Raw genomic sequence first — 22,101 nt, 5'->3', positions numbered from 1 at the left:
GACATGCTTACAACTAATATGTTTCGTATTCAGAAAATAAGAAGACAACCTATGATATAATACGTAATCATATATGTAACAAGGAGATGTAGAACAGTGATTCCAGTAACGATATTAACCGGGTTTCTTGGTTCAGGGAAAACAACTTTATTAAACCGTATTTTGTCTGAAGAGCATGGAAAGAAGCTTGCTGTTATTGTAAATGAAATTGGACAAATTGGTATTGATAATCAATTGATTATGAATGTAGAAGAAGAAATTATGGAAATGACAAATGGCTGTCTATGTTGTACAGTGCGTGAAGATTTACTTGTCGCACTAAAGCATTTATTAGAAGTAAAAGCGGAAGGTAAAATGGATTTTGAAGGTTTAGTGATTGAAACAACGGGACTTGCAAATCCGGGCCCGATTATTCAAACATTCTTTTTAGACCCTATTATTCAGTCCGCATACCAAATTAATGGTGTAATAACTGTAGTAGATAGCTATCATATACATAAACACTTTGAAAAAGGTTTAGAAGCAAAAGAGCAGATTGCTTTTGCTGATATGGTTTTAGTAAATAAATTGGATTTAGTAGAGAAGGCAGAAAAAGAAAATTTGCTTATTGAATTACAAGGGATCAATCCAACTGCAAAATTAATCCCAACAACAAACTGTGAAGTAGATATTCCTTCGTTACTAGATATACAAACATTTAAAACGCGTGATAAGTTAGAAATTTATCCGCATAAAGAGCAGCATCATTTAGAAGGTGTAAAGTCATTTGTGTTAAAGGAAGAGCGTCCTCTTGATTTACAAAAGATAAATGAATGGATGTCAGCTGTTGTACAAGAATTAGGAGAGTATTTATATCGTTATAAAGGAATATTATCTGTTGAAGGAGTAAATCGCCGCATTGTTTTCCAAGGTGTACACACGTTATTCGCTGCTTCATATGACAGGGAGTGGCAAGAAGGAGAAGAACGTGTAAGTGAGATTGTTTTCATTGGTAAAGATTTAAATAAAGAGTGGTTTCAAGAGCATTTTAAAGAATGTATAAAATAAGCCTGCGTTTGCAGGCTTATTTTTAGTGTGCTATTAATCTCTTCCAGCTTCAACTAGCTTCTTTGCAACAAGAGCTTCTTTGCAACAATAGCTGCTTTGACATGGATTTTGGTTATTTAAATTTTATTTTTTAAAGAAATCGGGTACTATTTTAGAATTTTCAGTGTTTATTATTAAACCTTGAACGTAGTTTTGATCTGTACTTTCTGCTATTGTAATTTGACTTTTGTCATCAATCCAAACAAAAAAGGTTTCTGTAGAACTATCTTTAAATGTAACTGTCATATTAGAGTGGATAGAATCTTTAGTTTTTTGATCTAAAGTTATTTTCTTAGGTGTTCCATTTTGTATGGCTGTAGTAATAGCTTTTATCATATCTTCATTGTATGTTTCTGTTTTAGTAAGCTTATTATTATTTGTTCTAGTTAATTTAATTTCTTGTATATCATTTTCTTTTAATTGAATGGAATTTTCTTTATCTTTCTGTTGTTCTTTTGATGTAGAAGATTTTAAAGAATTTGTTTTATCAGATGTACTTGAGCATCCAATTAGACTTAAAGATACTATAATAGTAGCGCACAAATATAGAGTTTTCTTCATTTCCCTTCCACCTTTTTATCTTGATTATACCAATTTTTGGATAAATGTAACGAGAATTTCTTATCGTATTCTTATATTTTTAAAAATTTGTATAGAGTGTAGTGTCGGGGAAATGCGAGTTTACAACGAATAAAATCATTAAAATACTCAAACATATAATGTACATATCCTCGTCAAGTAGATAAAAATTTTTTATCTTGCTATTTGTGGACAGTAAGAAATCTCAAACACAAGATTCTGAGAAAATAAAGAAGATAAGTGGATGTCAGCTTGATTTATGGAAGTTTCACTTTGTCTATAAGTAACTCCATCACAACACCAACAACAGGACCTTCATCGTCAATATCACCAGTTAAGTGAAAGCCAAATGATTCATATAGTTTCATTGCTAGGTTGTTATCAGGATGAAGACTTAAATAAATTTTTTTGCATTGGTATTTTTGTTGTAAATACGTAATTAATAAGCGGAGAAATTGTTTCGCATATCCGTTTCCTTGGAAGTTATAATCAACCATAAAACGGTCTAACCATACACTTCTATCTTTTTTGGAATACCATCCATACATTGCGTATCCCACAAGGGTTTCGCCATCATATAAAGATACTGACGTTCCATTTTTTTCGTATAGTGATTCGGCTAAAGAAAACACATTGCTTTCAATAAATTGTTGCTGCTCCTTTGCCACGTTTAGTGCAGCGACTGAACGCCAATTATGTGCTGTTACCTCACAAATGTGAAGATTCATAGTTCCAACTCACTTTCTGAATCATATCTTTAAAGCTAATGTGGATAATTTTACTTGTTGTTTCATTTAAGTCAAGCTGTAGCCCATGAAAAAGACAGCTGAAAAAATTTCAGCTGTCTGAAAGGGAAAACACATTTAGTTTGTTGCTTCTTTTAAAGTGTTAATGTTTTCTTCCATCAATGTAAAGTAATCCTTATTTTTTTTCGCATCGTCATCGGAAATTGTTGCAAGATGATTTAAGCGTAAGATTTTTGTTCCTGTTTCTTTTTGAATGACTTCTGCTACTTTTGGTGTAGAGAATGTTTCAAATAAAATATATTTTAATCCATGCTCTTTTGCGGTTGATGCGATAGAGGCCAGTTCTTTTTGAGACGGTTCATCAGAAGCAGAAATACCTGCAATTGGAATTTGTTTGAAACCATAGCGTTGTTCCCAATATCCGTATGCAGCATGAGAAACTAAAATTTCTTTTGTCTTTGCATGATCAGCAACTTCTTTAAATTGACTATCTAAATCTGTGAATTTTTTTTGCAATGCTGCAAAATTTTTCTCGAATTCTTCTTTATGTTCTGGTTGTAGTTCCACAAGAGCATTTTTAATTGTTTCAGCTTGCTTCATGGCAAGTGTTGGGTCTAACCAAACATGAGGGTCTTTATCATGATGATGCTCTTCTTTATGACCTTCTTCATGTTCTTCTTCAGTTGAAGATCGCAGTTCTATACCATTTGATGCATTCACAATTTTGACATTTTCATTTTTTAATGTTTTTTCCATTTTTTCAGCAAATGGTTCTAATCCAGCTCCGTTATATACAAATAAATCTGCTTTGGCAACTTGTACAGTTTGTTTTTGAGTTGGCTCATATGTATGAGAGTCTGCACCTGGTGGATAAATGGCTGTTACGTCTACATAATCACCACCGATTTTTTTAGCAAAGTCAGCTAAAGGGAAAATAGTTGTATAGACGGAAAGTTTGCCATCTTTTTTATTTGCTGTGTTATTTTGTTTCGAACATCCAGCAAATATAAGGGTAAATATTAGTATGAATGAAAATATGAGTGATTTTTTCTTCATTTTATGCTCCTCATTTCTTTACTTTCTAGCATTCATTTTCTCCAAAAAAAAAGAATATCTTTCTTTTTAATAAAACGGAATAATTTCGTTTTGATTTACCGATTTAGTATAATACATCTTTGAAAATGTTGCAATAAATAATAATGATTACGATTTATAATTTGTTCTAAATTTGTCACAATGCTATGGTTTATTTTTTATGTTTTTGCATATATCTTTCCATTTCTTTCATATAGTGTGATAGAGGGTGCAGAAAAGGGGATGAGCGAATGGAATATGGAATCGAAGCGATTTTATTGATATTGGCTGTTGTGTGTCCGTTATCATGTGTACTTCTTTTTTTAAAAGCACTTATTCGGAATTTAGGAGATCCAAGTACAATTACTGAGATGCCAAAAAGAGAAAAAGAATAAACAAAGCGCTTGCATATTGTATTACGCTGTGCTTATGATAGAGAAAGATATTAGAAGATAAAGAGGTATAGAAACGTATGAAAACGAGAACAGCCTTAGTACTTGGAGCTAGTGGCTTAGTTGGACAAGAAGTGACACAGTTACTGATTGATTCGGACTATTACGATTCAGTTACGATTTTCGTACGAAAGCCGCTGGAATGGGAACATGAAAAACTGCAGCAAAGGCAGGTCGATTTTTCAATTTTAGAACAATATAAAGAATTTTTTGCTGTAGACGATGTGTTTAATTGCCTTGGTACGACAATTAAAAAGGCAAAGACGAAAGAAAACTTTAAAAAAGTTGATTATGATTATACAATACGTGCTGCTCGTTTAGCAGAAGAACAAGGCGTACAAAATTTTCTTGTTATTTCTTCGATGGGTGCAAATCCAAAGTCACTATTCTTTTATTCACAAGTAAAAGGACAGATGGAGGAAGATATTAAAAAGCTAGTCATAGAAGGCATTCATATTTTCAGACCATCCCTTTTACTTGGAGAACGAGAAGAGTTTCGTTTTGGGGAAAGAATGGGAGAAAAAATTTCAGGCATTATGCCGTTTTTATTTAAAGGGCCTTTTACAAAATATAGACCGATTTCAGCAGAGCAAGTGGCAAGAGGAATGTATGTAACAGCGCTGCGTGAAGAGTCTGGGGTCCATGTACATGAATCTTCGGAGATTGCTAAGATGAAATAAAAGAGAGAGAAGATGTCTTCTCTCTCTTTTATTTTGTAGTATTTGGGCAGTAAGCCCCCACCTCAAGATTAAGAGAAAACGAAATAGGTGGGGGTTACTGCCCGTTAGTGAGGGATTGGTTCAACTAACCCTCAGCGGAGGATAAAGAAAACCCCCGCTGAGGGAAGTTTCACTTTATTTTTCCTGGAGCCCGGCTATACTGAAACGGCTCAGCTAATTCAAAACCAAGTTCATTCGCTGCTGTTCTTGGGAAATATGGGTTTCGCAATAGTTCTCGGCCGATAAAGATTAAGTCAGCAGAATCTTGTTGTAAAATTTCTTCTGCTTGCATGCCACTTGTAATAAGTCCAACAGCACCTGTAGCGATAGAGACATGTTCTTTTATATGTTTTGCATAGGATACTTGATAACCAGGATATACATCAATATGTGCTGGTACAACAGCTCCAGAACTACAATCAATAAGGTCAACGCCTTGCTCTTTCATCCACTTCGCAAATGTTACATAGTCTTTTATAGTTAAACCTTCTGGATGATAATCATGAGCGGAAATACGAATGAATAATGGACCATTCCATATTTTTTTCACTTCATCAATAATTTCTCGTAAAAAACGATAGCGATTTTCACAGGATCCACCATATTCATCTGTACGATGGTTTGTTAACGGAGATAAGAATTCATTAATTAAATAACCGTGTGCTCCGTGTAATTCAATGATATCAAATCCAGCTTCTTTTGCACGTTCTGCTCCATTTCGAAAGGCTGTGATAGTTTCTTGTATTTGTTCTTTACTCATTTGTACAGGAATTTTCATTGAAGAATCAAAAGGAATAGCTGATGGAGCAATAGGATCTGTATTGAGAACCGCTTTTCTACCTGCATGTGCAATTTGAATAGCTGCTTTTGCTCCATATTCATGAATCATATCGACAACTTGACGTAGACCATCTATGTGTTCATCATTCCAAATTCCTAAATCTTTGTGGGAGATGCGCCCTTCTGGTGTTACTGCTGTAGCTTCTAGCATAACAAGCCCTACTTGACCAGCTGCACGCGATGTGTAGTGAATAAGATGGAAATTTGTTACTTTTCCGTCTTCGTTTTCAGAGGAGTACATACACATAGGTGACATAACAATTCGGTTCTTTAGTGTAACATCTTTTATTGTATACGGTGAAAATAATTGGCTGTTCACAATAATGATCCTCCTTTATTTCGTCTAAATGGGAATTATTTAATCGTAATTTGCTTATCCTGCTATTCGCGGGCAGTAAGAGATCCCCCATCTATCTTCCTCGCTTCTCTTTGAAGCTTGAGGTGGGGGGCCTTACTGCTGGAAGTTTTACTTTATAAAGCCAGAGTGGTTAAATGAATCGTCTTGATGGTATTGTAGCATCTCGTTCTTTTTTTCCATAACGAAATGCTTAAAGCTATATTATGTCATGATTAGTCTGCGTTTAGTAAATCATTATAATTTTAATGTTTTAGAATGAAAGGTTTACATCATGATACAATAGCAAATATATGAGGAACTAGGAGGTGTTTTATGTATCAAGCATATTATGAAAGTGAAATTGGATGGATTGAAGTAAAAGGGGATGAAAACGGCATTTCTTCAGTATTATTTGTAGAACAAAAACAAGAAGATGTCCTTCATCCAATTGTTGAGCAATGTGTAATGGAGCTAGATGAATATTTTCATAATAAACGAACAGTATTTACTGTACCGTTACAAGCAACGGGAACTTCGTTTCAAAAACAAGTATGGAATGCGCTTTGCAGTGTTTCGTATGGAAAAAGTGCTTCTTATCTTGATATCGCAGAGAAAATTGGAAACCCAAAAGCTGTACGTGCTATTGGCGGAGCGAACAGTAGAAATCCGATTTCTATTATTGTGCCTTGTCACCGAATTATTGGGAAGAACGGGAAATTAGTAGGTTATGAAGGTGGACTTTGGCGGAAAGAATGGTTACTAAAGCACGAAGGGTTTTTAAGATAATAGAACAAATCTTTAAAATGCAATTATTTGTGTAAATTGGCCGATAAGCTAATGATAAAGGTATTTTACAAAGTAAAGCGGGCATTAATAGGAGTGTCCTTCCTGTTAATTATGAGATAAAAGTGACATGTGTCACTTTTTCTTTTTTTTTATAGATAGTATTTTAAATTATCAGAAGATTATGTATAATACTATTCAAGAGTACTTGGTCTTATTTTTAATCGTTATATACAGAAAGAGGGGAAAGGGTCTATGAAGAAGAAAGTGTCACTTATTACAGCAATTGCACTCTCTACGAGTGTGTTAGTTGCTGGGTGTGGAAATGGAGAAAAAACATCAACAACAGAAAAGAGCGGTAATGAAGCGCTTGCTGATAAACAAGTGCTAAATTTACTAGAAACAGCAGAAATTCCTTCTATGGATACATCGAAATCAACTGATACTGTATCGTTTCGTGTATTTGTTAATGCAATGGAAGGGTTATATCGGTTAGATAAAGACAATAAGCCAACGCCTGGTATGGCTAAAGATGTAAAAATTAGCGAAGATAAGAAAACGTATACATTTCATTTGCGCGATGCAAAATGGTCAAACGGAGAGCCTGTAAAAGCACAAGATTTTGTGTTTGCATGGCGTCGTGCTGTTGATAAAGCAACTGCATCAGAATACGCTTTTATTTTGTTTGATGTGAAAAATGCCGAGAAAATTAATAAAGGAGAATTACCGCTTGAACAGCTTGGTGTCACAGCAAAAGATGATAAGACATTAGTTGTTGAATTGGAGAAACCTACACCATATTTCTTAGAGCTTACGACATTCCCAACATTTTTCCCGTTAAATGAAAAATATGTGAAAGAACAAGGGGACAAATACGCATTAGAAGCAGATAAATTATTGTATAATGGACCATTTGTGATGAGTGAATGGAAGCATGAACAAAGTTATAAATTAAAGAAAAATCCAAACTATTGGGATAAAGATACTGTGAAACTAGAGGAAATTAATGTAAGTGTTGTAAAGGAAACATCAACAGCTGTAAATTTATATGATAGCAACGAAGTGGATCGAGTAATTTTAAGTTCGGAATTTGTTGATAAGTATAGAAACAGCAAAGAGTTTAAATCAGAATTAGACCCACGTATGTACTTTATTCGTTTTAATGAGAAGAATCCGATTTTTTCGAATAAAAAAGTGCGTGAGGCTATTGACTTAGCATATGATAAAAAGGGAATTGCAAATGTTATCTTAAACGATGGCTCGTTACCTGCATATTACTTAGTACCACAAAAATTCACAACAGGACCAGATGGAAAAGACTTCCGCGAAACAAATAAAAACTTCCGTGATGGTAAAGATAATGCAGCGAAAGCGAAAAAACTATGGGAAGAAGCGAAAAAAGAGTTAGGTCAAGATACAATTACAGTTGAAATGTTAAACTACGATAAAGATAATTTGAAAAAAGTAGGAGAATACATTAAATCAGAGCTGGAGAAAAACTTACCTGGTTTAAAAGTTAATATTAAACAGCAGCCGTTTAAACAAAAGTTAGATTTAGAGAAGAAGTTACAATATGATTTCTCTTTATCAGCATGGAGCCCGGATTATCCAGATCCAATGACATTTATTGACATGTTTACTTCAGATAGTGCGTTCAATGAAATGGCATATTCTAATTCGAAATATGATGAACTAGTTGCAAAATCAAAAGGTGAGTTGTTAACAGATGAGAAAGCGAGATGGAAGGCACTTTCTGAAGCGGAGAAAATTCTGTTTGAAGATGCAGCAATTTCTCCAGTTTACCAGCAAAGCATTGCTTTCCTTGAAAAATCTAAGGTAAAAGGAACTGCTAAGCATACATTTGGCGGAGATTTTAGCTATAAATGGACGTATATTACAAAAGAATAGTACGATAAAGGTGCGCGAATATTGCGCATCTTTTTTTATTGAGAGGAGATAACGACAGTGATAAAAGGAATGAACCATCTTTGCTTCTCTGTTTCGAACTTAGAAAAATCAATACAGTTCTATGAACAAGTGTTAGAAGGAAAGCTGCTTGTAAAAGGGAGAAAACTTGCCTATTTTGACGTATGCGGAATGTGGTTTGCGTTAAATGAAGAAAAGGATATTCCAAGAAACGAAATTTGTCAGTCGTATACACATATTGCGTTTTCGATAGAAAAAGAAGATTTTACAGCCTTGTTACATCGTCTTGAATCTAATAAGGTACATATTTTACAAGGACGAAAGCGTGATGTGCGAGATTGTCATTCTATTTATTTTACAGATCCAGATGGTCATAAATTTGAATTTCATACAGGGACACTTCAAGAGAGATTACGATATTACAAAGAAGCAAAACCGCATATGTTATTTTACTGAATATTGGGGGAGGAGAGAGAGTATGCATGTACTTGTTGTTGGGGGAACTGGAATGTTACAAGAAGTTTCAAAGTGGTTCGTTGCAAAAGGAATCCATACTTCTGTAATCAGCCGAAATGTAAATCGCCTAGAGAGGGTAAAAAACTCATGTAATGCTCCTGAAAAAGTTACGTGTTTAGCAGTTGATTATCATAATAGTGATGAGTTGCGTGCTAAAGTCAAAAATACAATGAAAAAAAATGGTCCAGTTACTCTTGTTGTTGCTTGGATTCATTCAACGGCTGTAGATGCCTTGCAAATCATTAGTGAGGAGATTGAAGTGTTTTCGGAAAAATGGGAGTTATTTCATATACTTGGAAGCAATGCTTATAAATCTGATAAAAAAGTAAGATACTCTTCTTTATGTAGTTATTATCGAATTATATTAGGTTTTGTGGTAGAAAAAAACGTTCTAGATGGCTAACACATGGTGAAATTGCAAGTGGTGTTATAGCAGGAATACAAAATAAACAACAGGAATGGATTGTGGGAACATTAGAACCGTGGGATGCTAGACCGAATTAGTAAAGGAGAAAATGAGTATGAAAATAATATTATATGTTACGCGACACGGGGAAACAGAGAGGAATGTAGAAAAAAGAATGCTAATTTAATCGAAACAGGAGTAATGCTAGCGAGACAATTAGGAAAGCGTATGGAAAATATGCCGCGAAAGCGCGTGCGTTAAAGGGGCTTGAATACATACTTAAAAAGCATGAGGGAGAAAATGTTTTAATTGTTTCTCATGCTGTTACATTATTGCTTATAATAGGACAATTTGAACTACGCTCCCTCGAAAAAACGTGGGATGGTCCGTTTAGGCATAGTGCAAGTTTAAGTATGATTGAAGTTAAAGAAGGAAAAGATACAATTCACATGTTTGCTGATATTGCACATTTTGAAGAGATATAAAGAGATTATAGTTCTATAAGGTTAATAGATAAATAGACCGCTTAAAGCGGTCTATTTGTGTTTTAAAAAAAGTGAAGGCCACTTTGAATTTGTTAGAGTAGTGAATGAAGTCGTACATGTTTTGAGCATAAATGATATTAGCTGCGAGAGCGGCAAGAGCGAGAACGGGAACGACAAGAGCGAGAACGAGAACGGGAACGGCAAGAGCGAGAACGGGAACGACAAGAGCGAGAACGAGAACGGGAACGAGAACGGGAACGACAAGAGCGAGAACGAGAACGAGAACGGGAACGAGAACGGGAACGGCAAGAGCGAGAACGGGAACGACAAGAGCGAGAACGTTTAGAACGAGAACGAGAACGGGAACGAGAACGAGAACGGGAACGGCAAGAGCGAGAACGGGAACGAGAACGGGAACGAGAACGAGAACGGGAACGAGAACGGGAACGGGAACGGGAAGAGCGAGAACGGGAACGACAAGAGCGAGAACGGGAACGACAAGAGCGAGAACGGGAACGACAAGAGCGAGAACGAGAACGGCAAGAGCGAGAACGGGAACGAGAACGAGAACGTTTAGAGCGAGAACGAGAACGAGAGCGAGAACGAGAGCGAGAACGGGAACGAGAACGTTTAGAACGAGAACGAGAACGAGAGCGAGAACGAGAGCGAGAACGGGAACGAGAACGAGAACGAGAACGACAAGAGCGAGAACGAGAACGACAGGAGCGAGAGCGTTTAGAACGGGAACGGCAAGAGCGAGAACGTTCAGAACGAGAACAGCAAGAGCGAGAACGTTTGGAACGAGAACAGCAAGAGCGAGAACGTTTGGAACGAGAACGTTTAGAGTAGGACTCAGGCTCTTGGTTCAAGAAATCTTCCATTCCAGCACTCTTCACTTCTTCTACTGCTTTTTGGATATCATCTTTTGTATACATCTATCAAAATCCCCCTTAGAAAGAAACAAGATTTCCATCTGTTTTTGTATAATGTGTTTTCTATTAATAAAGTATGTTAAGCAGATGGATTGTGTTTATTTTTTTTTGGAAAATAGTGTTTTATCCTAAAGGGGGGGACTGCGGTAGGTAGCCTGCTCTGTTTAGTGAAAACTAATATTAATAGTTAAATTTTTTGATTTACAGGAATGGTTTGTTCGGTAGTGTTTTTTGAATAGCAGACACATTTCGTAACGTAAATGTATTTTTTAGCCTTTGTGCAGGAGGTACATTGTCAGATTTATGATTGTGGGAACAAGGATCCAGATATGAAAGCTATTCTATTCCAATAAGTCTTATTTTCTCTATAGCTTTTTGAATATCACAGTTCATAATTCCCTCTTTGTATCTTTATAGACCGAAAAATTAATTCTTGTTCGTATACAATATGAAGGGATTTCTTTATTTGTCTGAAAAAGCATTAAAATGTAATAAAAAACATATAGCAGATGTGGCAAGAGGAAAGGGAAAAGCATACATTGATTGTAGATGAAAGAGAAGGGAAGGGAGAATATGTTACCTTCTTATGAATTTTATATTCACCCAATGAATATTGTAGAGCTGAGAAAAGACGTTTGGTCTGATGATCCTGTTTCAGCTAAGTTAACGTATAAAAAAAGAAAGTATGATATTGATATCGTATATCGCGGTTCTCACATTCGGAAATTTGAGAAAAAATCATATCATGTGATGTTTTACAAGCCGAAATTTTTCCAAGGTGTACATGAAATGCATTTGAATTCCGAATTTAATGATTCGTCTTTAATCAGAAATAAGTTATCACTGGACTTTTTTTCTGACATTGGTACGTTATCTCCAAAGTCGCAACATGTTCTTGTAAAGATTAATAATCGATTTGAGGGCGTTTATTTACTGTTAGAATCTGTAGATGAAAACTTTTTACGCAGTCGTAATTTGCCAAGCGGCTCAATTTATTATGCAGTCGATGATGATGCCAATTTCTCTTTAATGAGTGAACTAGATAATTGTATAAAAACGAAATTATCAGCCGGGTATGAGTTCAAATGTAGAGATACACATAGCGAAGAATATATAAATGAATTTGTCTATCAGTTAAATACAATTTCACGAGCGGCGTATGAGAAAGAGATTGTAAAATATGTAGATGTTGACAAATATTTACGATGGTTAGCGGGTGTTGTATTCACACAAAACTACGATGGATTTGTTCACAATTATGCACTCTATCGTAATGAAGAAACAAAGTTGTTTGAAATGATTCCATGGGATTATGATGCAACGTGGGGGCGAGATGTGCGAGGTCGAGAGATGAGTCATGATTACTCTCGCATTCAAGGATTTAATACATTAAGTGCTAGATTACTTGATGTTGATGTATTTAGGAAGCAGTATCGAAAAATTTTGGAGGATATTCTCTCAAACCAATTTACAGTAGATTATATAAAATCGAAAGTAGAAGGAATGCATGGAGAAATTCGGCCATATGTTTTGCAAGATCCGTACATGAAAAAGAAAATAGATGTATTTGATAATGAACCAAATTTGATTTTTCAATATGTTGAAAAACGTCGTGGATTTATAATAGAACATTTAGATGAATTATGAAGGTGAACAAAAAAGAGATTGAAAGATTAATCTCTTTTTTTATTATACAATAAATGTAACTTAAATTGAGGAAGGTGAAATAATGGAAATAAAATGGATCGAATGGGTAAAACAAGTACAGGCAATTGCGCAAGCAGGATTAGCATATTCAAAAGATGTATATGATATAGAACGTTTTCAAGAGCTTCGGAAATTATCAATTGAAATGATGTCGCATTATACAAAAATGGATTGGGAAGTGGTTGAGCATTTATTTGCAAATGAAACGGGCTATCAAACTCCTAAAGTGGATATACGAGCGGTCGTATTTCAAGAAGGAAAGATGCTTTTCGTAAAAGAAAAAAGTGATGGGAAATGGGCACTTCCAGGCGGGTGGGCTGATGTTGGTTATACACCGACGGAAGTTGCGCAAAAAGAAGTGTTAGAAGAAACAGGTTACAAAGTAGAAAATTTTCGGTTACTATCTATCTTTGATAAACAGAAACATCAGCCATCACCTTCTGCAATTGATGTATACAAAATATTTATTAGCTGTGAAATAGTAGGCGGTGAAAGACAAATTGGTATTGAAACAGAAGATGTTCGCTTTTTTTGCGAAGAAGAATTGCCAGAACTATCGATAGGAAGAAACACAAAATGGCAAATCCAGCAAATGTTTGCTTATATGAAAAATCCTAATAAGGAAATATTAATTGATTAAAAAATAGTAAGGTTAGTATTGGAAAAATTTTTCTATACAGTTAATAAATCGTTCATTATTTTCCTGTCTTTTGGGATAGTTTCTAGTCATTTATATTCCATCGAGTTATTTCTCCTTTCGAGATAGAAACGCTTAAGGATGTTCTCTTTATTACTGTATAATTTTATATGAATTGGTAACGGTGTATTGGCAAAAATATAGTTTTGTGAAATAATAGGAAAGTATGTGAATTATAAAAGGAGATAATGAAGAATGATAGCGAATTTTATTGAGCAGATACTACAATTTTTTATAAGCCTAGGGTATTCTGGGATTGCGCTAGGACTCATGATTGAAATCATTCCAAGTGAAATTGTCCTATCTTATGCGGGTTTTTTAGTTGCAAAGGGAGAACTTAATTTCGCTGGGGCAGTCATTGCCGGAACGATTGGTGGAACCTTAGCACAAATTTTCCTTTATTGGCTTGGGTATTATGGTGGGCGTCCAGTTGTTGAAAAATATGGTAAATATTTATTGATTAATAAGAAACATTTAGATGTGGCAGAAGATTGGTTTAATCGATATGGTGTAGGCGTTATTTTCTCTGCACGCTTTATTCCGGTTGTACGTCATGCGATATCGATTCCAGCAGGGTTAGCTAAAATGTCATTAAAACGATTTACATTATATACGGTTTTAGCAGTTCTTCCATGGTCTATGTTGTTTATTTATTTTGGTGAAAAACTTGGTGGAAATTGGCGTCATATTAAAGAATATGCTGCTGACTATACGCATTATTTCGCAATAGCAGGCATTCTTTTTATTATTATATACATAGGCTTGAAAATGTTGAAAAAAAGAAAAGCAGGTCGTTAAAGTCAATGGATTTTCATTGGCTTTTTCTTTATTTAAACAATAAAAGTCTGATTGGTTGCATGTTTTTTATCGAAAAATTGGCAAGAAAACTCCATCTTCAAAACGTGTAGGGTATAGTCCAGTTTAAGGTGGAGATGAATTGCCGTCGCATTTGTAAAAATATTTTCATACCAATGCGAATATATGTTCTTTTTTATGTTTTATAGTATCATAAAGGAAAGAAGGAGGTGAAAATGATGACGAAAGAAAGAGAATATGCAACCTATCAAATTTGGATCAAGAAAGGTCATAAGTTATACTCTTACTTCCTAAAAATGTGTCAAAACGCCAAAAACCTCTACAATACAACAAACTTCTATATTCGCCAAGTATATACGGCCTTACGTACTGATCAACCATTACAGCCACTTTAACAAGAAGTTCTTCATACATTACAAACACATATTGAAACCATGAATGAAAATCAACTTAATGCGTATCAAAAACGTGTACAAAAACAGAAAGAAAAACCTGTTAAAGAACAGAAAGAAATGAAGTGTAATCTGTTCACATTACCGACAAAAGAGAAATCGTTCCTTTCGTATCATTTCTTAGATTGCCTGTTTAAAACAATGAAACAACAAGATTATATGAACTTGCCAGCGCAAACGAATCAAGCGGTCATGAAAAAGCTCTATCAAAACTGGAAATCATTCTTCGCTTCTATGAAAGCATATCAGAAACATCCTTCTACTTTTACTGGCAGACCTCGCATTCCAAAGTATATTAAATCATCTATGAAAGAAATTGTATTCACGAATCAAGTGTGTAAACTCCAAGAGAAATATATTCGTTTTCCTAAAACAAGCATAAAATTAAATATTGGTAAATTGTTTGGGTATATCGAAAATCTCAAAGAAGTACGCATTTCCCCTGCTTACGGGAAGTTTAGGGTGGAAATTGTGACAGAACAATCTGAGCCAGCAGCTGAGCATGTCGACAATAATCGCTATATGAGTATTGATTTAGGAATCAATAACATTGCAACTATCATAACGAATATAGGGACCAAACCTGTGTTGGTAAAGGGCAATGTGATCAAAAGTATCAATCAATACTACAACAAACAAAAGGCTCATTTACTGGGGATTCTTCGTCATGGAAAAGAATCCAAAGAAGGACCACACACATCAAACCGTTTAGAGAGACTTCATGAGAAACGATTTCTCAAAATAAAAGATTTCTTTCACAAAATCAGTTATCGTATTATTCATTTCGCAGTTCAACATGAGATCTCTATGATTGTAATCGGAAAAAATACATTATGGAAACAAAAGAGTGATATGGGGAAACAACAGAATCAATCCTTCTGTCATATCCCACACAATCAACTCATTGAAATGATCACCTATAAGGCGAATCGACAAGGTATTGCTGTACAAGTAGTGGAAGAATCGTATACAAGCAAGGCTTCCTTTCTAGACAATGATGAAATCCCCACTTATGGTGAAGAGGACATTCCTGTATTCAGTGGAAAACGCATCAAACGTGGCTTGTACCGTACAAAACAGAATAAACTACTGAACGCCGATGTGAATGGTTCCTATAACATCTTAAAAAAGCAGTTCCAAAGGCGTTTGTCGATGGAATAGAGGGGTTGTGCCATCAGGCAGCTGTGTCAACTCCACTCGTGTTAAGCATCTCTTGAAGGTGATACACGAGAAACCCCCACTTTAAGATCCGAAGGAGATAAGTGGGGGGAGTTTTCATCAAAGTTTCACTTCGTATAAGTTCTAAAAGTAGAAAGTTGTCCATATGGTGTAGTAAAACAGTATAGCGGAGGAATTTCATGAAAGGATCACCGTTTTTACGCGGAACATTCTTTTTAACAATGGCAACGATGATTTCGAAAATGCTTGGGTTTATATACGTTATTCCTTTTACAGCGATGGTTGGAACGGGTGGATATGTATTGTATACATATGCTTATCGTCCTTATACAATCATGCTTAGTATCGCCACAATGGGACTTCCTTTAGCTGTGTCAAAAATGGTGTCTAAATATAATGAATTAGACGATTATTACACGGTGAAACGAGTATTAAAAAGCGGGCTTATTTTTATGGCTTTTATGGGAGTTATATCGTTTTTATTGTTATATTGTTTAGCTCCTCAGCTGGCAAAGATTGTTGTTGATAGCGGAGATCAAACGGGCAATAGTGTGACAACCGTTACATATAATATTCAAATTGTAAGCTTTGCTTTGTTAATTGTACCTTCGATGAGCTTATTACGCGGCTTTTTTCAAGGGTTTCAATCGATGGGACCATCTGCTTCAAGTGTTGTTGTGGAGCAATTTTTTCGAGTGTTAACGATTTTAATCGGGAGTTTTACGGTGCTTCATATATATAAAGGATCAACTTCATTAGCAGTTGGAGTTGCTACGCTTGGTGCTTTTGTAGGAGCAGTAGCAGGGCTTGGAATCTTAATTGCATATTACATAAAGAGAAGACGGTATTTAAAGAAAAAAGAAAGCGTAAGTGTTCCGCAAACAACAAAATCATTTTTTACACTTTATAAAGAATTATTTACATACTCCATTCCATTTGTTGTTGTAGGTCTTGCAATTCCTTTGTACCAAACAATTGATACATTTACAATTAATAAGTTATTAATGCAGATGGGATACTTACAACGGGAAGCAGAAAAAATGAATGCTATTATTGGGCTTGTACAAATGGTTGTGTTAATTCCAGTTTCTGTTGCTACAGCTTTTAGCATGTCGCTCGTCCCTGAAATGACAAAGGCGTATGTAGCAAAAAATGAACAGTTATTATATAAACATTTTACAAGGACAAATTTGCTTGTGGTATTCATTACGATTCCAGCATCGTTAGGAATGATGTTTTTAGCTGAGCCAGTATATACATTACTATTTGGAATGGGGAATGATCCCGCAATAGGAAGTGTGATTTTACGCTATTACGCCCCGGCCTGTATACTATTTTCACTTTTTTCTGTAACAGCGGCCATGCTACAAGGAATTAATCAACAGCGAAAAACGGTGTTTGGTTTGCTTATAGGAGTAGGTATAAAAATTGTGTTAAATGTTGTATTGCTTCAGCAATTTGACTATATTAGCTTTATTATTGCGACGTATGCTGGTTATACTTTTTCTGTTTTATTTAACTTGTGGATACTTTCCAAATATGTTATAAAGGCAACATAATGTCTATAAAAGACAGAGAGCGCTCTGTCTTTTTCTATTTTAATAATTTATGAAGAAAAGCGTTTTCAAAAGAATTTTCTATTGAAATCTTCTCGTTTGTTTCATATGCTGAAAATGGCGGTTTAAAATAGACTGTTATTTCAAAGTGAGGTTGGTTCCTACAGGTAAAAAGAATCGGGGTGATAGTATGTTAAATATTTATTTAACAGACCGAAACGGAAAACTACAAGAAATCGAGGAAATTCAAAAAGGCTGTTGGATTAATGTGCTTCATCCAACAGAGGAAGAAATTCAATTTTTAGTTCAAACATTAAACGTAGAATTGGACTTCATTAAAGACCCTTTGGATGATGAAGAACGTTCACGTATTGAAAAAGAAGATGATAATGCTTTAATTATCGTCGATATTCCAACAGTTAGACATGACGAAGAAGGAAATTCAATGTATGATACGATTCCGATTGGTATGATTGTCATGCCGGAATGTTTTGTTACAATTTGTTTGGAAGAAAATCCGATTTTTGAACGTTTTATTAATCAGCGTATTAAAGAATTTTATACTTTTAAAAAGACGCGTTTTGCACTGCAGCTCTTATATACGATTTCTACTTATTATTTACGTTATTTAAAACAGATTAATCGAAAAACAACGGATTTAGAGCATGAGCTCAATAAATCGATGAAAAATAAAGAGATTTTTACTTTATTAGGACTTGAAAAAAGCTTAGTGTACTTTACGACATCTTTAAAGGCAAATAAGATTGTGATTCAAAAATTGATGCGAAATAATACATTTTTGAAAATGTATGAAGATGATCAAGATTTACTTGAAGATGTATTAATTGAAAATAAGCAGGCAATTGAGATGGCCGAAATATATAGCCATATTTTAAGTGGTATGATGAATACATTTAGTTCTGTCATTTCCAATAATTTAAACAGTGTTATGAAGTTTTTAACTTCTATGACAATCATATTATCAGTGCCAACAATGGTTTCCAGTTTTTTTGGAATGAACGTTCCGGTTCCTTTAAGTGGAAACCCTCATGGCTTTTTAATGGCTATGATTATATCTGCAATATTATCTTGCGTAATGGCATTTGTTTTTTGGAAGAAACGTTATTTTTAACATGAAATTCAGCTGTTTTGGAGCATCTCCAAAACAGCTTTTTTGCTGTAAGGTATTGAGAAACTAACACTTTTGAACACTGTTATTCATTACTCCAAGAAATGGAAATTGTATAATATACCATTTGGATTAATGTTTATAATTACTTGTTCAATTTACGGATTCCAGTTACAATTACTTATTGTTACTGAAAAGATGGAGGATGTGCATCATGGAAATGTTTCATTTACCAAAAGCGTTCCTGCAAATGAATACGATTTTTATTTCAATTTTAATTGAAGCACTGCCATTTGTATTAATTGGTGTATTCATTTCAGGATTCATTCAAATGTTTGTGACAGAAGATATGATAGCAAAATGGATGCCGAAGAATCGTTTTCTATCAATATTATTAGCTGTTTTTCTAGGGATGTTGTTTCCGGGTTGTGAATGTGGAATTGTTCCAATCGTTCGACGCCTTATCGGAAAGGGAGTACCACCTTATGCTGGTATTGCCTTCATGCTGACTGGACCGATTATTAATCCTATCGTTTTATTTGCGACATATGTAGCATTCGGTAGTAGTATGCATATGGTGTGGTATCGTGCTATTGTAGCTATTGTTGTAGCTGTTATTGTCAGTCTTATATTATCGTTTACGTTTAAAGGTCATCAACTACGGAATACTAATTTTCCAGTGGTAGATCATAATCGACCATTTCGTCAAAAATTTTGGGACGTATGTACACATGCTGTTGAAGAGTTTTTCTCAATGGGGAAATTTTTAATTATCGGCGCACTTATTGCGGCAAGCGTACAAACTTTTGTAAAGACTTCTACACTGCTTGAGATTGGACAAGGACCGTTTTCTTCATCTGCTGTTATGATGGGGCTTGCTTTTATTTTATCCTTATGTTCAGAAGCGGATGCGTTTATTGCATCTTCATTCCAAAGTACATTTGCAACACCAGCTCTAGTCGCCTTTCTTGTATACGGACCGATGGTGGATATTAAAAATATGATTATGATGTTTGCAACTTTTAAAACACGTTTTGTTATTGTTTTGATTGCTTTAATTACAGTTGTTGTTTACGCAAGCTCACTACTCATTTATGCGATGGGGGGATAATCAATGTTTCGAGCTTATATTTTACTTGGATTTACAATTTTATTGGCACAACTTCATATTTCTGGTAATATCACGAAATATATAAATATGAAATATTCATATTTATCAACAACAGCAGCGATTATTTTAGGTTTTTTAACTGTAATTCAAATGATTATCGTATTTCAAAAAGAGCATGGTAAACATGACCATAATCATGAACATGACCATGATCATGAATGTGGTTGCAATGAAAGTCATTGTGGTCATGATCATTCAAAAGATGAAAATACATGGTGGAAACGTCTTCTTACGTATACAGTATTTTGTTTTCCGATTATTACGGGGCTCTTTCTTCCAATTGCAACATTAGATTCTGATATCGTAAAAGCAAAAGGGTTTCATTTCCCCGTTGCGGAGCCAGGAAATACAGACCCGTTTATGAATCGACAGTTTTTAAAACCTGATACGAGCATTTACTATGCACAAGAAGGTTATCGGGAACTCATGGAAAAAGAAAAGAAGGACTTCGTAACAAAAGATAAAATTGTTTTAAACGATACAAACTTTTTGAAAGGGATGGAAATAATATATAACTACCCTGGCGAATTCACGGGTAAGACCCTTTCTTTTAAGGGGTTTGTATTCCGTGATGATTCTTCTAAAAAAGAACAGTATTTTGTATTCCGCTTTGGAATTATTCACTGTGTTGCTGATTCAGGTGTGTATGGGATGCTGGTCAAAAAACCAGAAGATGCTCAGTGGAAGAATGATGATTGGGTTGAAGTTGAAGGGAAAATTTCAACAGAGTTTTATCAACCGTTTCACGCAAATATACCTGTATTAGAAGTTACAAATTGGCACACAGTAGAACCTCCAAAAGACCAATATGTATACCGAGGAGCCGATTCATAAAATCGGCTTCTTTTTTATAGATGAAAGCTTTATAAAATTAATCCCGCATTAACGAGCAGTAATAGCTCACCTCAAAGTTATGCTAGAAGCAAAGATTAGGTGGAGGATACAGAAAATCTCCACTGATTAAAGTGTCACATTATCATTATAAACAGAAAAAGAACATCTAATCATTAGATGTTCTTTTTCATAGTTTTTTTGTCTACATAAAAGTTGTATGAAGTGGATAGCTAGTTAGCAAAAACAAGCAGCACCAACAATAATTAAGAGGATAAATAATACAACAACTAACGCAAACCCACCGCCGTGAACTCCAAAGCCCATTGTTTTTTCCTCCTTTTGTTTTAGGTTACAGAATACAATATGCACTTTCGGAATGATTTGACAGGGATATATGTCATGTAAATGATGTTTTTTATTGTATAGGGAAATAGTGAGGGGGAAACATATAAAAATGATAATTTGAAAGGAAAGGATTCTCGATGAGAAAACTTCTGTTCCTCCTTTTTTGTATAGGAATTATGGTGATATGGATGCATGTAGATGTAAAAGTAGGCAGAAACAGAGTAAAAGAAAATCCAATATCACAGATTCGTTATGGTGATTTTAAGCTTTATGTAGATGGAAATGATTTTTATCGAGATCTTTTTGCTGATATTAGTCAGGCGAAACAGTATATTTATCTTCATTTTTATATTGTAGGTAAAGATAAGATAAGCAATAAATTTTTACAATTATTAAAGCAAAAAGCAGCTTCAGGCGTTGAAGTGAAATTATCTGTGGATCGCATTGGGGGATATAAAATAAAGAAGAAAACGATACAAGAATTAGAAAATAGTGGTGTACAGTTTACGTTTAGTAAAAAGCCTCGTTTTAAAAATTTCTTTTACACACTTCATAATCGCAATCATCGCCGCATTGTGGTAGTAGATGGGAGTATATCATATGTAGGGGGATTTAATATAGGGCATGAATACCTTGGGGAGGATCCTCGTTTTGGAAAATGGCGTGATTACCATGTTCGTATTACTGGTTCAGGTGCACAGGATATGAAAAGACAGTTTGCAAAAGACTGGGAATTGGATACTGGGAAAGAGTTATCCTCACATGAGATAACGCCTATACAAGGGAATAACAAGTATCGATATGTATTTACAGATGGAAAAGGTTTATGGGCACACTATAAAGAGATGATACAAAGTGCGAAAACATCAATTGTGATTGCCACTCCTTACTTTGTGCCCAGTAAAGAAATGATGACGGGGTTACAAAATGCATTGCAGAGGGGAGTACGATTACAAATTCTTGTCCCTTTTAAAAGTGATGCTTTGCTATTAAAGCAGGCAGCTTATCCTTATTTGGAAAAGTTACTGCGTTCTGGAGCAGAAATATATCAATATCGAGACGGTTTCTTTCATGGGAAAGTGACTCTTATTGATGATAAGTTTGCAGACGTCGGAACCGCGAATTTTGATAATCGCAGTTTTTATATAAATGCAGAATCAGATTGTTTTATTTATGAAGGAAAAATTATTGGTGAAATACAACGTCGTTTGCAAACGGATTTCCAGCAAGCAAAGCAATTTTCGGAGAAAGACTTTGAAAAAATGAGTATGTGGGATAAGTTTTTGGCGAGAGTGTCGAAGGTTCTGTCATTCTATTTATAGCATACATATCAG

General features: G+C 34.8%; 21 protein-coding genes and 2 pseudogenes. 17 read left to right on the top strand and 6 right to left on the bottom strand.

Going from position 1 to position 22,101, the window contains the following annotated elements:
* Nucleotides 1-96 precede the first annotated feature (96 nt).
* Nucleotides 97-1,047, top strand: a complete 951-nt coding sequence (locus ACTDJC_RS13365) for a CobW family GTP-binding protein (RefSeq protein WP_440603665.1) — start codon at nucleotides 97-99, stop codon at nucleotides 1,045-1,047.
* A 123-nt stretch (nucleotides 1,048-1,170) separates the two neighbouring features.
* Here ACTDJC_RS13365 and ACTDJC_RS13360 read toward each other — a convergent pair whose 3' ends face one another.
* The 3 genes from ACTDJC_RS13360 to ACTDJC_RS13350 form a co-directional block, all read right to left on the bottom strand.
* Nucleotides 1,171-1,647, bottom strand: a complete 477-nt coding sequence (locus tag ACTDJC_RS13360) for a hypothetical protein (RefSeq protein ID WP_440603664.1) — start codon at nucleotides 1,645-1,647, stop codon at nucleotides 1,171-1,173.
* 275 nt (nucleotides 1,648-1,922) lie between these two features.
* The gene (locus ACTDJC_RS13355) at nucleotides 1,923-2,393 is read right to left on the bottom strand and encodes a GNAT family N-acetyltransferase (RefSeq protein ID WP_440603663.1); all 471 of its coding nucleotides are present in this window, start codon (nucleotides 2,391-2,393) and stop codon (nucleotides 1,923-1,925) included.
* A 135-nt stretch (nucleotides 2,394-2,528) separates the two neighbouring features.
* Complete coding sequence (locus tag ACTDJC_RS13350) at nucleotides 2,529-3,467, bottom strand: metal ABC transporter substrate-binding protein (protein ID WP_253629323.1); 939 nt, start codon at nucleotides 3,465-3,467, stop codon at nucleotides 2,529-2,531.
* Between the two features lie 269 nt (nucleotides 3,468-3,736).
* On the opposite strand from ACTDJC_RS13350, the gene ACTDJC_RS13345 reads away from it, so the two are divergent.
* A complete protein-coding gene (locus tag ACTDJC_RS13345) occupies nucleotides 3,737-3,880 on the top strand; it encodes a hypothetical protein (protein WP_098310466.1) in 144 nt (47 codons plus the stop codon).
* A gap of 77 nt (nucleotides 3,881-3,957) precedes the next feature.
* The gene (locus ACTDJC_RS13340) at nucleotides 3,958-4,617 is read left to right on the top strand and encodes an oxidoreductase (protein WP_098310467.1); all 660 of its coding nucleotides are present in this window, start codon (nucleotides 3,958-3,960) and stop codon (nucleotides 4,615-4,617) included.
* Between the two features lie 169 nt (nucleotides 4,618-4,786).
* On the opposite strand, the gene namA is transcribed toward ACTDJC_RS13340, so the two are convergent.
* Nucleotides 4,787-5,815 carry an NADPH dehydrogenase NamA gene (namA, locus tag ACTDJC_RS13335; RefSeq protein ID WP_098310468.1) on the bottom strand — a complete coding sequence of 343 codons (1,029 nt, stop codon included), beginning with the start codon at nucleotides 5,813-5,815 and terminating at the stop codon, nucleotides 4,787-4,789.
* A 351-nt stretch (nucleotides 5,816-6,166) separates the two neighbouring features.
* Between namA and ACTDJC_RS13330 the strand changes: the two genes are divergently transcribed.
* The 5 genes and pseudogenes from ACTDJC_RS13330 (at nucleotide 6,167) to ACTDJC_RS13310 (ending at nucleotide 9,949) form a co-directional block, all read left to right on the top strand.
* Nucleotides 6,167-6,619: a methylated-DNA--[protein]-cysteine S-methyltransferase gene (locus tag ACTDJC_RS13330; RefSeq protein WP_098310469.1), complete on the top strand. Its 453-nt coding sequence runs from the start codon at nucleotides 6,167-6,169 to the stop codon at nucleotides 6,617-6,619.
* A gap of 252 nt (nucleotides 6,620-6,871) precedes the next feature.
* The gene (locus tag ACTDJC_RS13325; protein WP_440603662.1) at nucleotides 6,872-8,524 is read left to right on the top strand and encodes a peptide ABC transporter substrate-binding protein; all 1,653 of its coding nucleotides are present in this window, start codon (nucleotides 6,872-6,874) and stop codon (nucleotides 8,522-8,524) included.
* 57 nt (nucleotides 8,525-8,581) lie between these two features.
* Nucleotides 8,582-8,998, top strand: coding sequence for a FosB/FosD family fosfomycin resistance bacillithiol transferase (gene fosB / locus ACTDJC_RS13320; RefSeq protein ID WP_440603661.1), 417 nt, complete (start codon nucleotides 8,582-8,584; stop codon nucleotides 8,996-8,998).
* 22 nt (nucleotides 8,999-9,020) lie between these two features.
* Nucleotides 9,021-9,562 (top strand): annotated as a pseudogene (locus ACTDJC_RS13315) (short-chain dehydrogenase).
* Between the two features lie 117 nt (nucleotides 9,563-9,679).
* Entirely contained in the window at nucleotides 9,680-9,949 is a 270-nt protein-coding gene (locus tag ACTDJC_RS13310) for a histidine phosphatase family protein (RefSeq protein ID WP_440603739.1), read from the top strand.
* A 137-nt stretch (nucleotides 9,950-10,086) separates the two neighbouring features.
* Here the strand turns inward: ACTDJC_RS13310 and ACTDJC_RS13305 are convergent, their stop codons facing one another.
* Nucleotides 10,087-10,884 carry a CotG/ExsB N-terminal domain-containing protein gene (locus ACTDJC_RS13305; RefSeq protein WP_440603660.1) on the bottom strand — a complete coding sequence of 266 codons (798 nt, stop codon included), beginning with the start codon at nucleotides 10,882-10,884 and terminating at the stop codon, nucleotides 10,087-10,089.
* A 570-nt stretch (nucleotides 10,885-11,454) separates the two neighbouring features.
* Between ACTDJC_RS13305 and ACTDJC_RS13300 the strand changes: the two genes are divergently transcribed.
* From ACTDJC_RS13300 to ACTDJC_RS13265, 8 genes and pseudogenes are all read left to right on the top strand, one after another.
* Nucleotides 11,455-12,528 (top strand): CotH kinase family protein, encoded by a 1,074-nt coding sequence (locus tag ACTDJC_RS13300; protein WP_440603659.1) that lies wholly within the window; start codon nucleotides 11,455-11,457, stop codon nucleotides 12,526-12,528.
* Between the two features lie 82 nt (nucleotides 12,529-12,610).
* The gene (locus ACTDJC_RS13295) at nucleotides 12,611-13,228 is read left to right on the top strand and encodes an NUDIX hydrolase (RefSeq protein WP_440603658.1); all 618 of its coding nucleotides are present in this window, start codon (nucleotides 12,611-12,613) and stop codon (nucleotides 13,226-13,228) included.
* A gap of 252 nt (nucleotides 13,229-13,480) precedes the next feature.
* Nucleotides 13,481-14,083: a DedA family protein gene (locus ACTDJC_RS13290; protein ID WP_440603657.1), complete on the top strand. Its 603-nt coding sequence runs from the start codon at nucleotides 13,481-13,483 to the stop codon at nucleotides 14,081-14,083.
* A 236-nt stretch (nucleotides 14,084-14,319) separates the two neighbouring features.
* Nucleotides 14,320-15,770 (top strand): annotated as a pseudogene (locus ACTDJC_RS13285) (RNA-guided endonuclease InsQ/TnpB family protein).
* Between the two features lie 141 nt (nucleotides 15,771-15,911).
* A complete protein-coding gene (locus ACTDJC_RS13280) occupies nucleotides 15,912-17,291 on the top strand; it encodes a putative polysaccharide biosynthesis protein (RefSeq protein ID WP_440603656.1) in 1,380 nt (459 codons plus the stop codon).
* A gap of 187 nt (nucleotides 17,292-17,478) precedes the next feature.
* The gene (locus ACTDJC_RS13275; protein ID WP_098310478.1) at nucleotides 17,479-18,420 is read left to right on the top strand and encodes a magnesium transporter CorA family protein; all 942 of its coding nucleotides are present in this window, start codon (nucleotides 17,479-17,481) and stop codon (nucleotides 18,418-18,420) included.
* A 211-nt stretch (nucleotides 18,421-18,631) separates the two neighbouring features.
* Entirely contained in the window at nucleotides 18,632-19,528 is an 897-nt protein-coding gene (locus tag ACTDJC_RS13270) for a permease (RefSeq protein ID WP_098310479.1), read from the top strand.
* Between the two features lie 3 nt (nucleotides 19,529-19,531).
* Nucleotides 19,532-20,422, top strand: a complete 891-nt coding sequence (locus tag ACTDJC_RS13265) for a TIGR03943 family putative permease subunit (protein ID WP_253629335.1) — start codon at nucleotides 19,532-19,534, stop codon at nucleotides 20,420-20,422.
* Nucleotides 20,423-20,656: 234 nt separating this feature from the next.
* On the opposite strand, the gene ACTDJC_RS13260 is transcribed toward ACTDJC_RS13265, so the two are convergent.
* On the bottom strand, nucleotides 20,657-20,746 hold the full coding sequence (locus ACTDJC_RS13260; protein ID WP_098310481.1) for a YjcZ family sporulation protein: 90 nt from the start codon (nucleotides 20,744-20,746) through the stop codon (nucleotides 20,657-20,659).
* A gap of 158 nt (nucleotides 20,747-20,904) precedes the next feature.
* On the opposite strand from ACTDJC_RS13260, the gene cls reads away from it, so the two are divergent.
* Entirely contained in the window at nucleotides 20,905-22,089 is a 1,185-nt protein-coding gene (gene cls / locus ACTDJC_RS13255; RefSeq protein ID WP_440603655.1) for a cardiolipin synthase, read from the top strand.
* The last annotated feature ends 12 nt before the right edge of the window (nucleotides 22,090-22,101 follow it).

The sequence above is a fragment of the Bacillus sp. GB_SG_008 genome, assembly GCF_052038115.1.
Classification (GTDB): Bacteria; Bacillota; Bacilli; order Bacillales; family Bacillaceae_G; genus Bacillus_A; species Bacillus_A rhizoplanae.
Note: the sequence above shows the minus strand (reverse complement) of the source record. Positions and strands in the feature narration are given on the sequence as shown.

Bases quoted from the DNA above. Each gene is read 5' to 3' on its own strand.
- ACTDJC_RS13275 (WP_098310478.1), top strand. From the start codon at position 17,479: ATGTTAAATATTTATTTAACAGACCGAAACGGAAAACTACAAGAAATC.
- ACTDJC_RS13265 (WP_253629335.1), top strand. From the start codon at position 19,532: ATGTTTCGAGCTTATATTTTACTTGGATTTACAATTTTATTGGCACAA.
- ACTDJC_RS13290 (WP_440603657.1), top strand. From the start codon at position 13,481: ATGATAGCGAATTTTATTGAGCAGATACTACAATTTTTTATAAGCCTA.
- ACTDJC_RS13300 (WP_440603659.1), top strand. From the start codon at position 11,455: ATGTTACCTTCTTATGAATTTTATATTCACCCAATGAATATTGTAGAG.
- ACTDJC_RS13345 (WP_098310466.1), top strand. From the start codon at position 3,737: ATGGAATATGGAATCGAAGCGATTTTATTGATATTGGCTGTTGTGTGT.
- ACTDJC_RS13350 (WP_253629323.1), bottom strand. From the start codon at position 3,467: ATGAAGAAAAAATCACTCATATTTTCATTCATACTAATATTTACCCTT.
- ACTDJC_RS13355 (WP_440603663.1), bottom strand. From the start codon at position 2,393: ATGAATCTTCACATTTGTGAGGTAACAGCACATAATTGGCGTTCAGTC.
- ACTDJC_RS13330 (WP_098310469.1), top strand. From the start codon at position 6,167: ATGTATCAAGCATATTATGAAAGTGAAATTGGATGGATTGAAGTAAAA.
- ACTDJC_RS13270 (WP_098310479.1), top strand. From the start codon at position 18,632: ATGGAAATGTTTCATTTACCAAAAGCGTTCCTGCAAATGAATACGATT.
- ACTDJC_RS13340 (WP_098310467.1), top strand. From the start codon at position 3,958: ATGAAAACGAGAACAGCCTTAGTACTTGGAGCTAGTGGCTTAGTTGGA.
- ACTDJC_RS13280 (WP_440603656.1), top strand. From the start codon at position 15,912: ATGAAAGGATCACCGTTTTTACGCGGAACATTCTTTTTAACAATGGCA.
- ACTDJC_RS13325 (WP_440603662.1), top strand. From the start codon at position 6,872: ATGAAGAAGAAAGTGTCACTTATTACAGCAATTGCACTCTCTACGAGT.
- ACTDJC_RS13295 (WP_440603658.1), top strand. From the start codon at position 12,611: ATGGAAATAAAATGGATCGAATGGGTAAAACAAGTACAGGCAATTGCG.
- ACTDJC_RS13260 (WP_098310481.1), bottom strand. From the start codon at position 20,746: ATGGGCTTTGGAGTTCACGGCGGTGGGTTTGCGTTAGTTGTTGTATTA.
- cls (WP_440603655.1), top strand. From the start codon at position 20,905: ATGAGAAAACTTCTGTTCCTCCTTTTTTGTATAGGAATTATGGTGATA.
- ACTDJC_RS13305 (WP_440603660.1), bottom strand. From the start codon at position 10,884: ATGTATACAAAAGATGATATCCAAAAAGCAGTAGAAGAAGTGAAGAGT.
- ACTDJC_RS13360 (WP_440603664.1), bottom strand. From the start codon at position 1,647: ATGAAGAAAACTCTATATTTGTGCGCTACTATTATAGTATCTTTAAGT.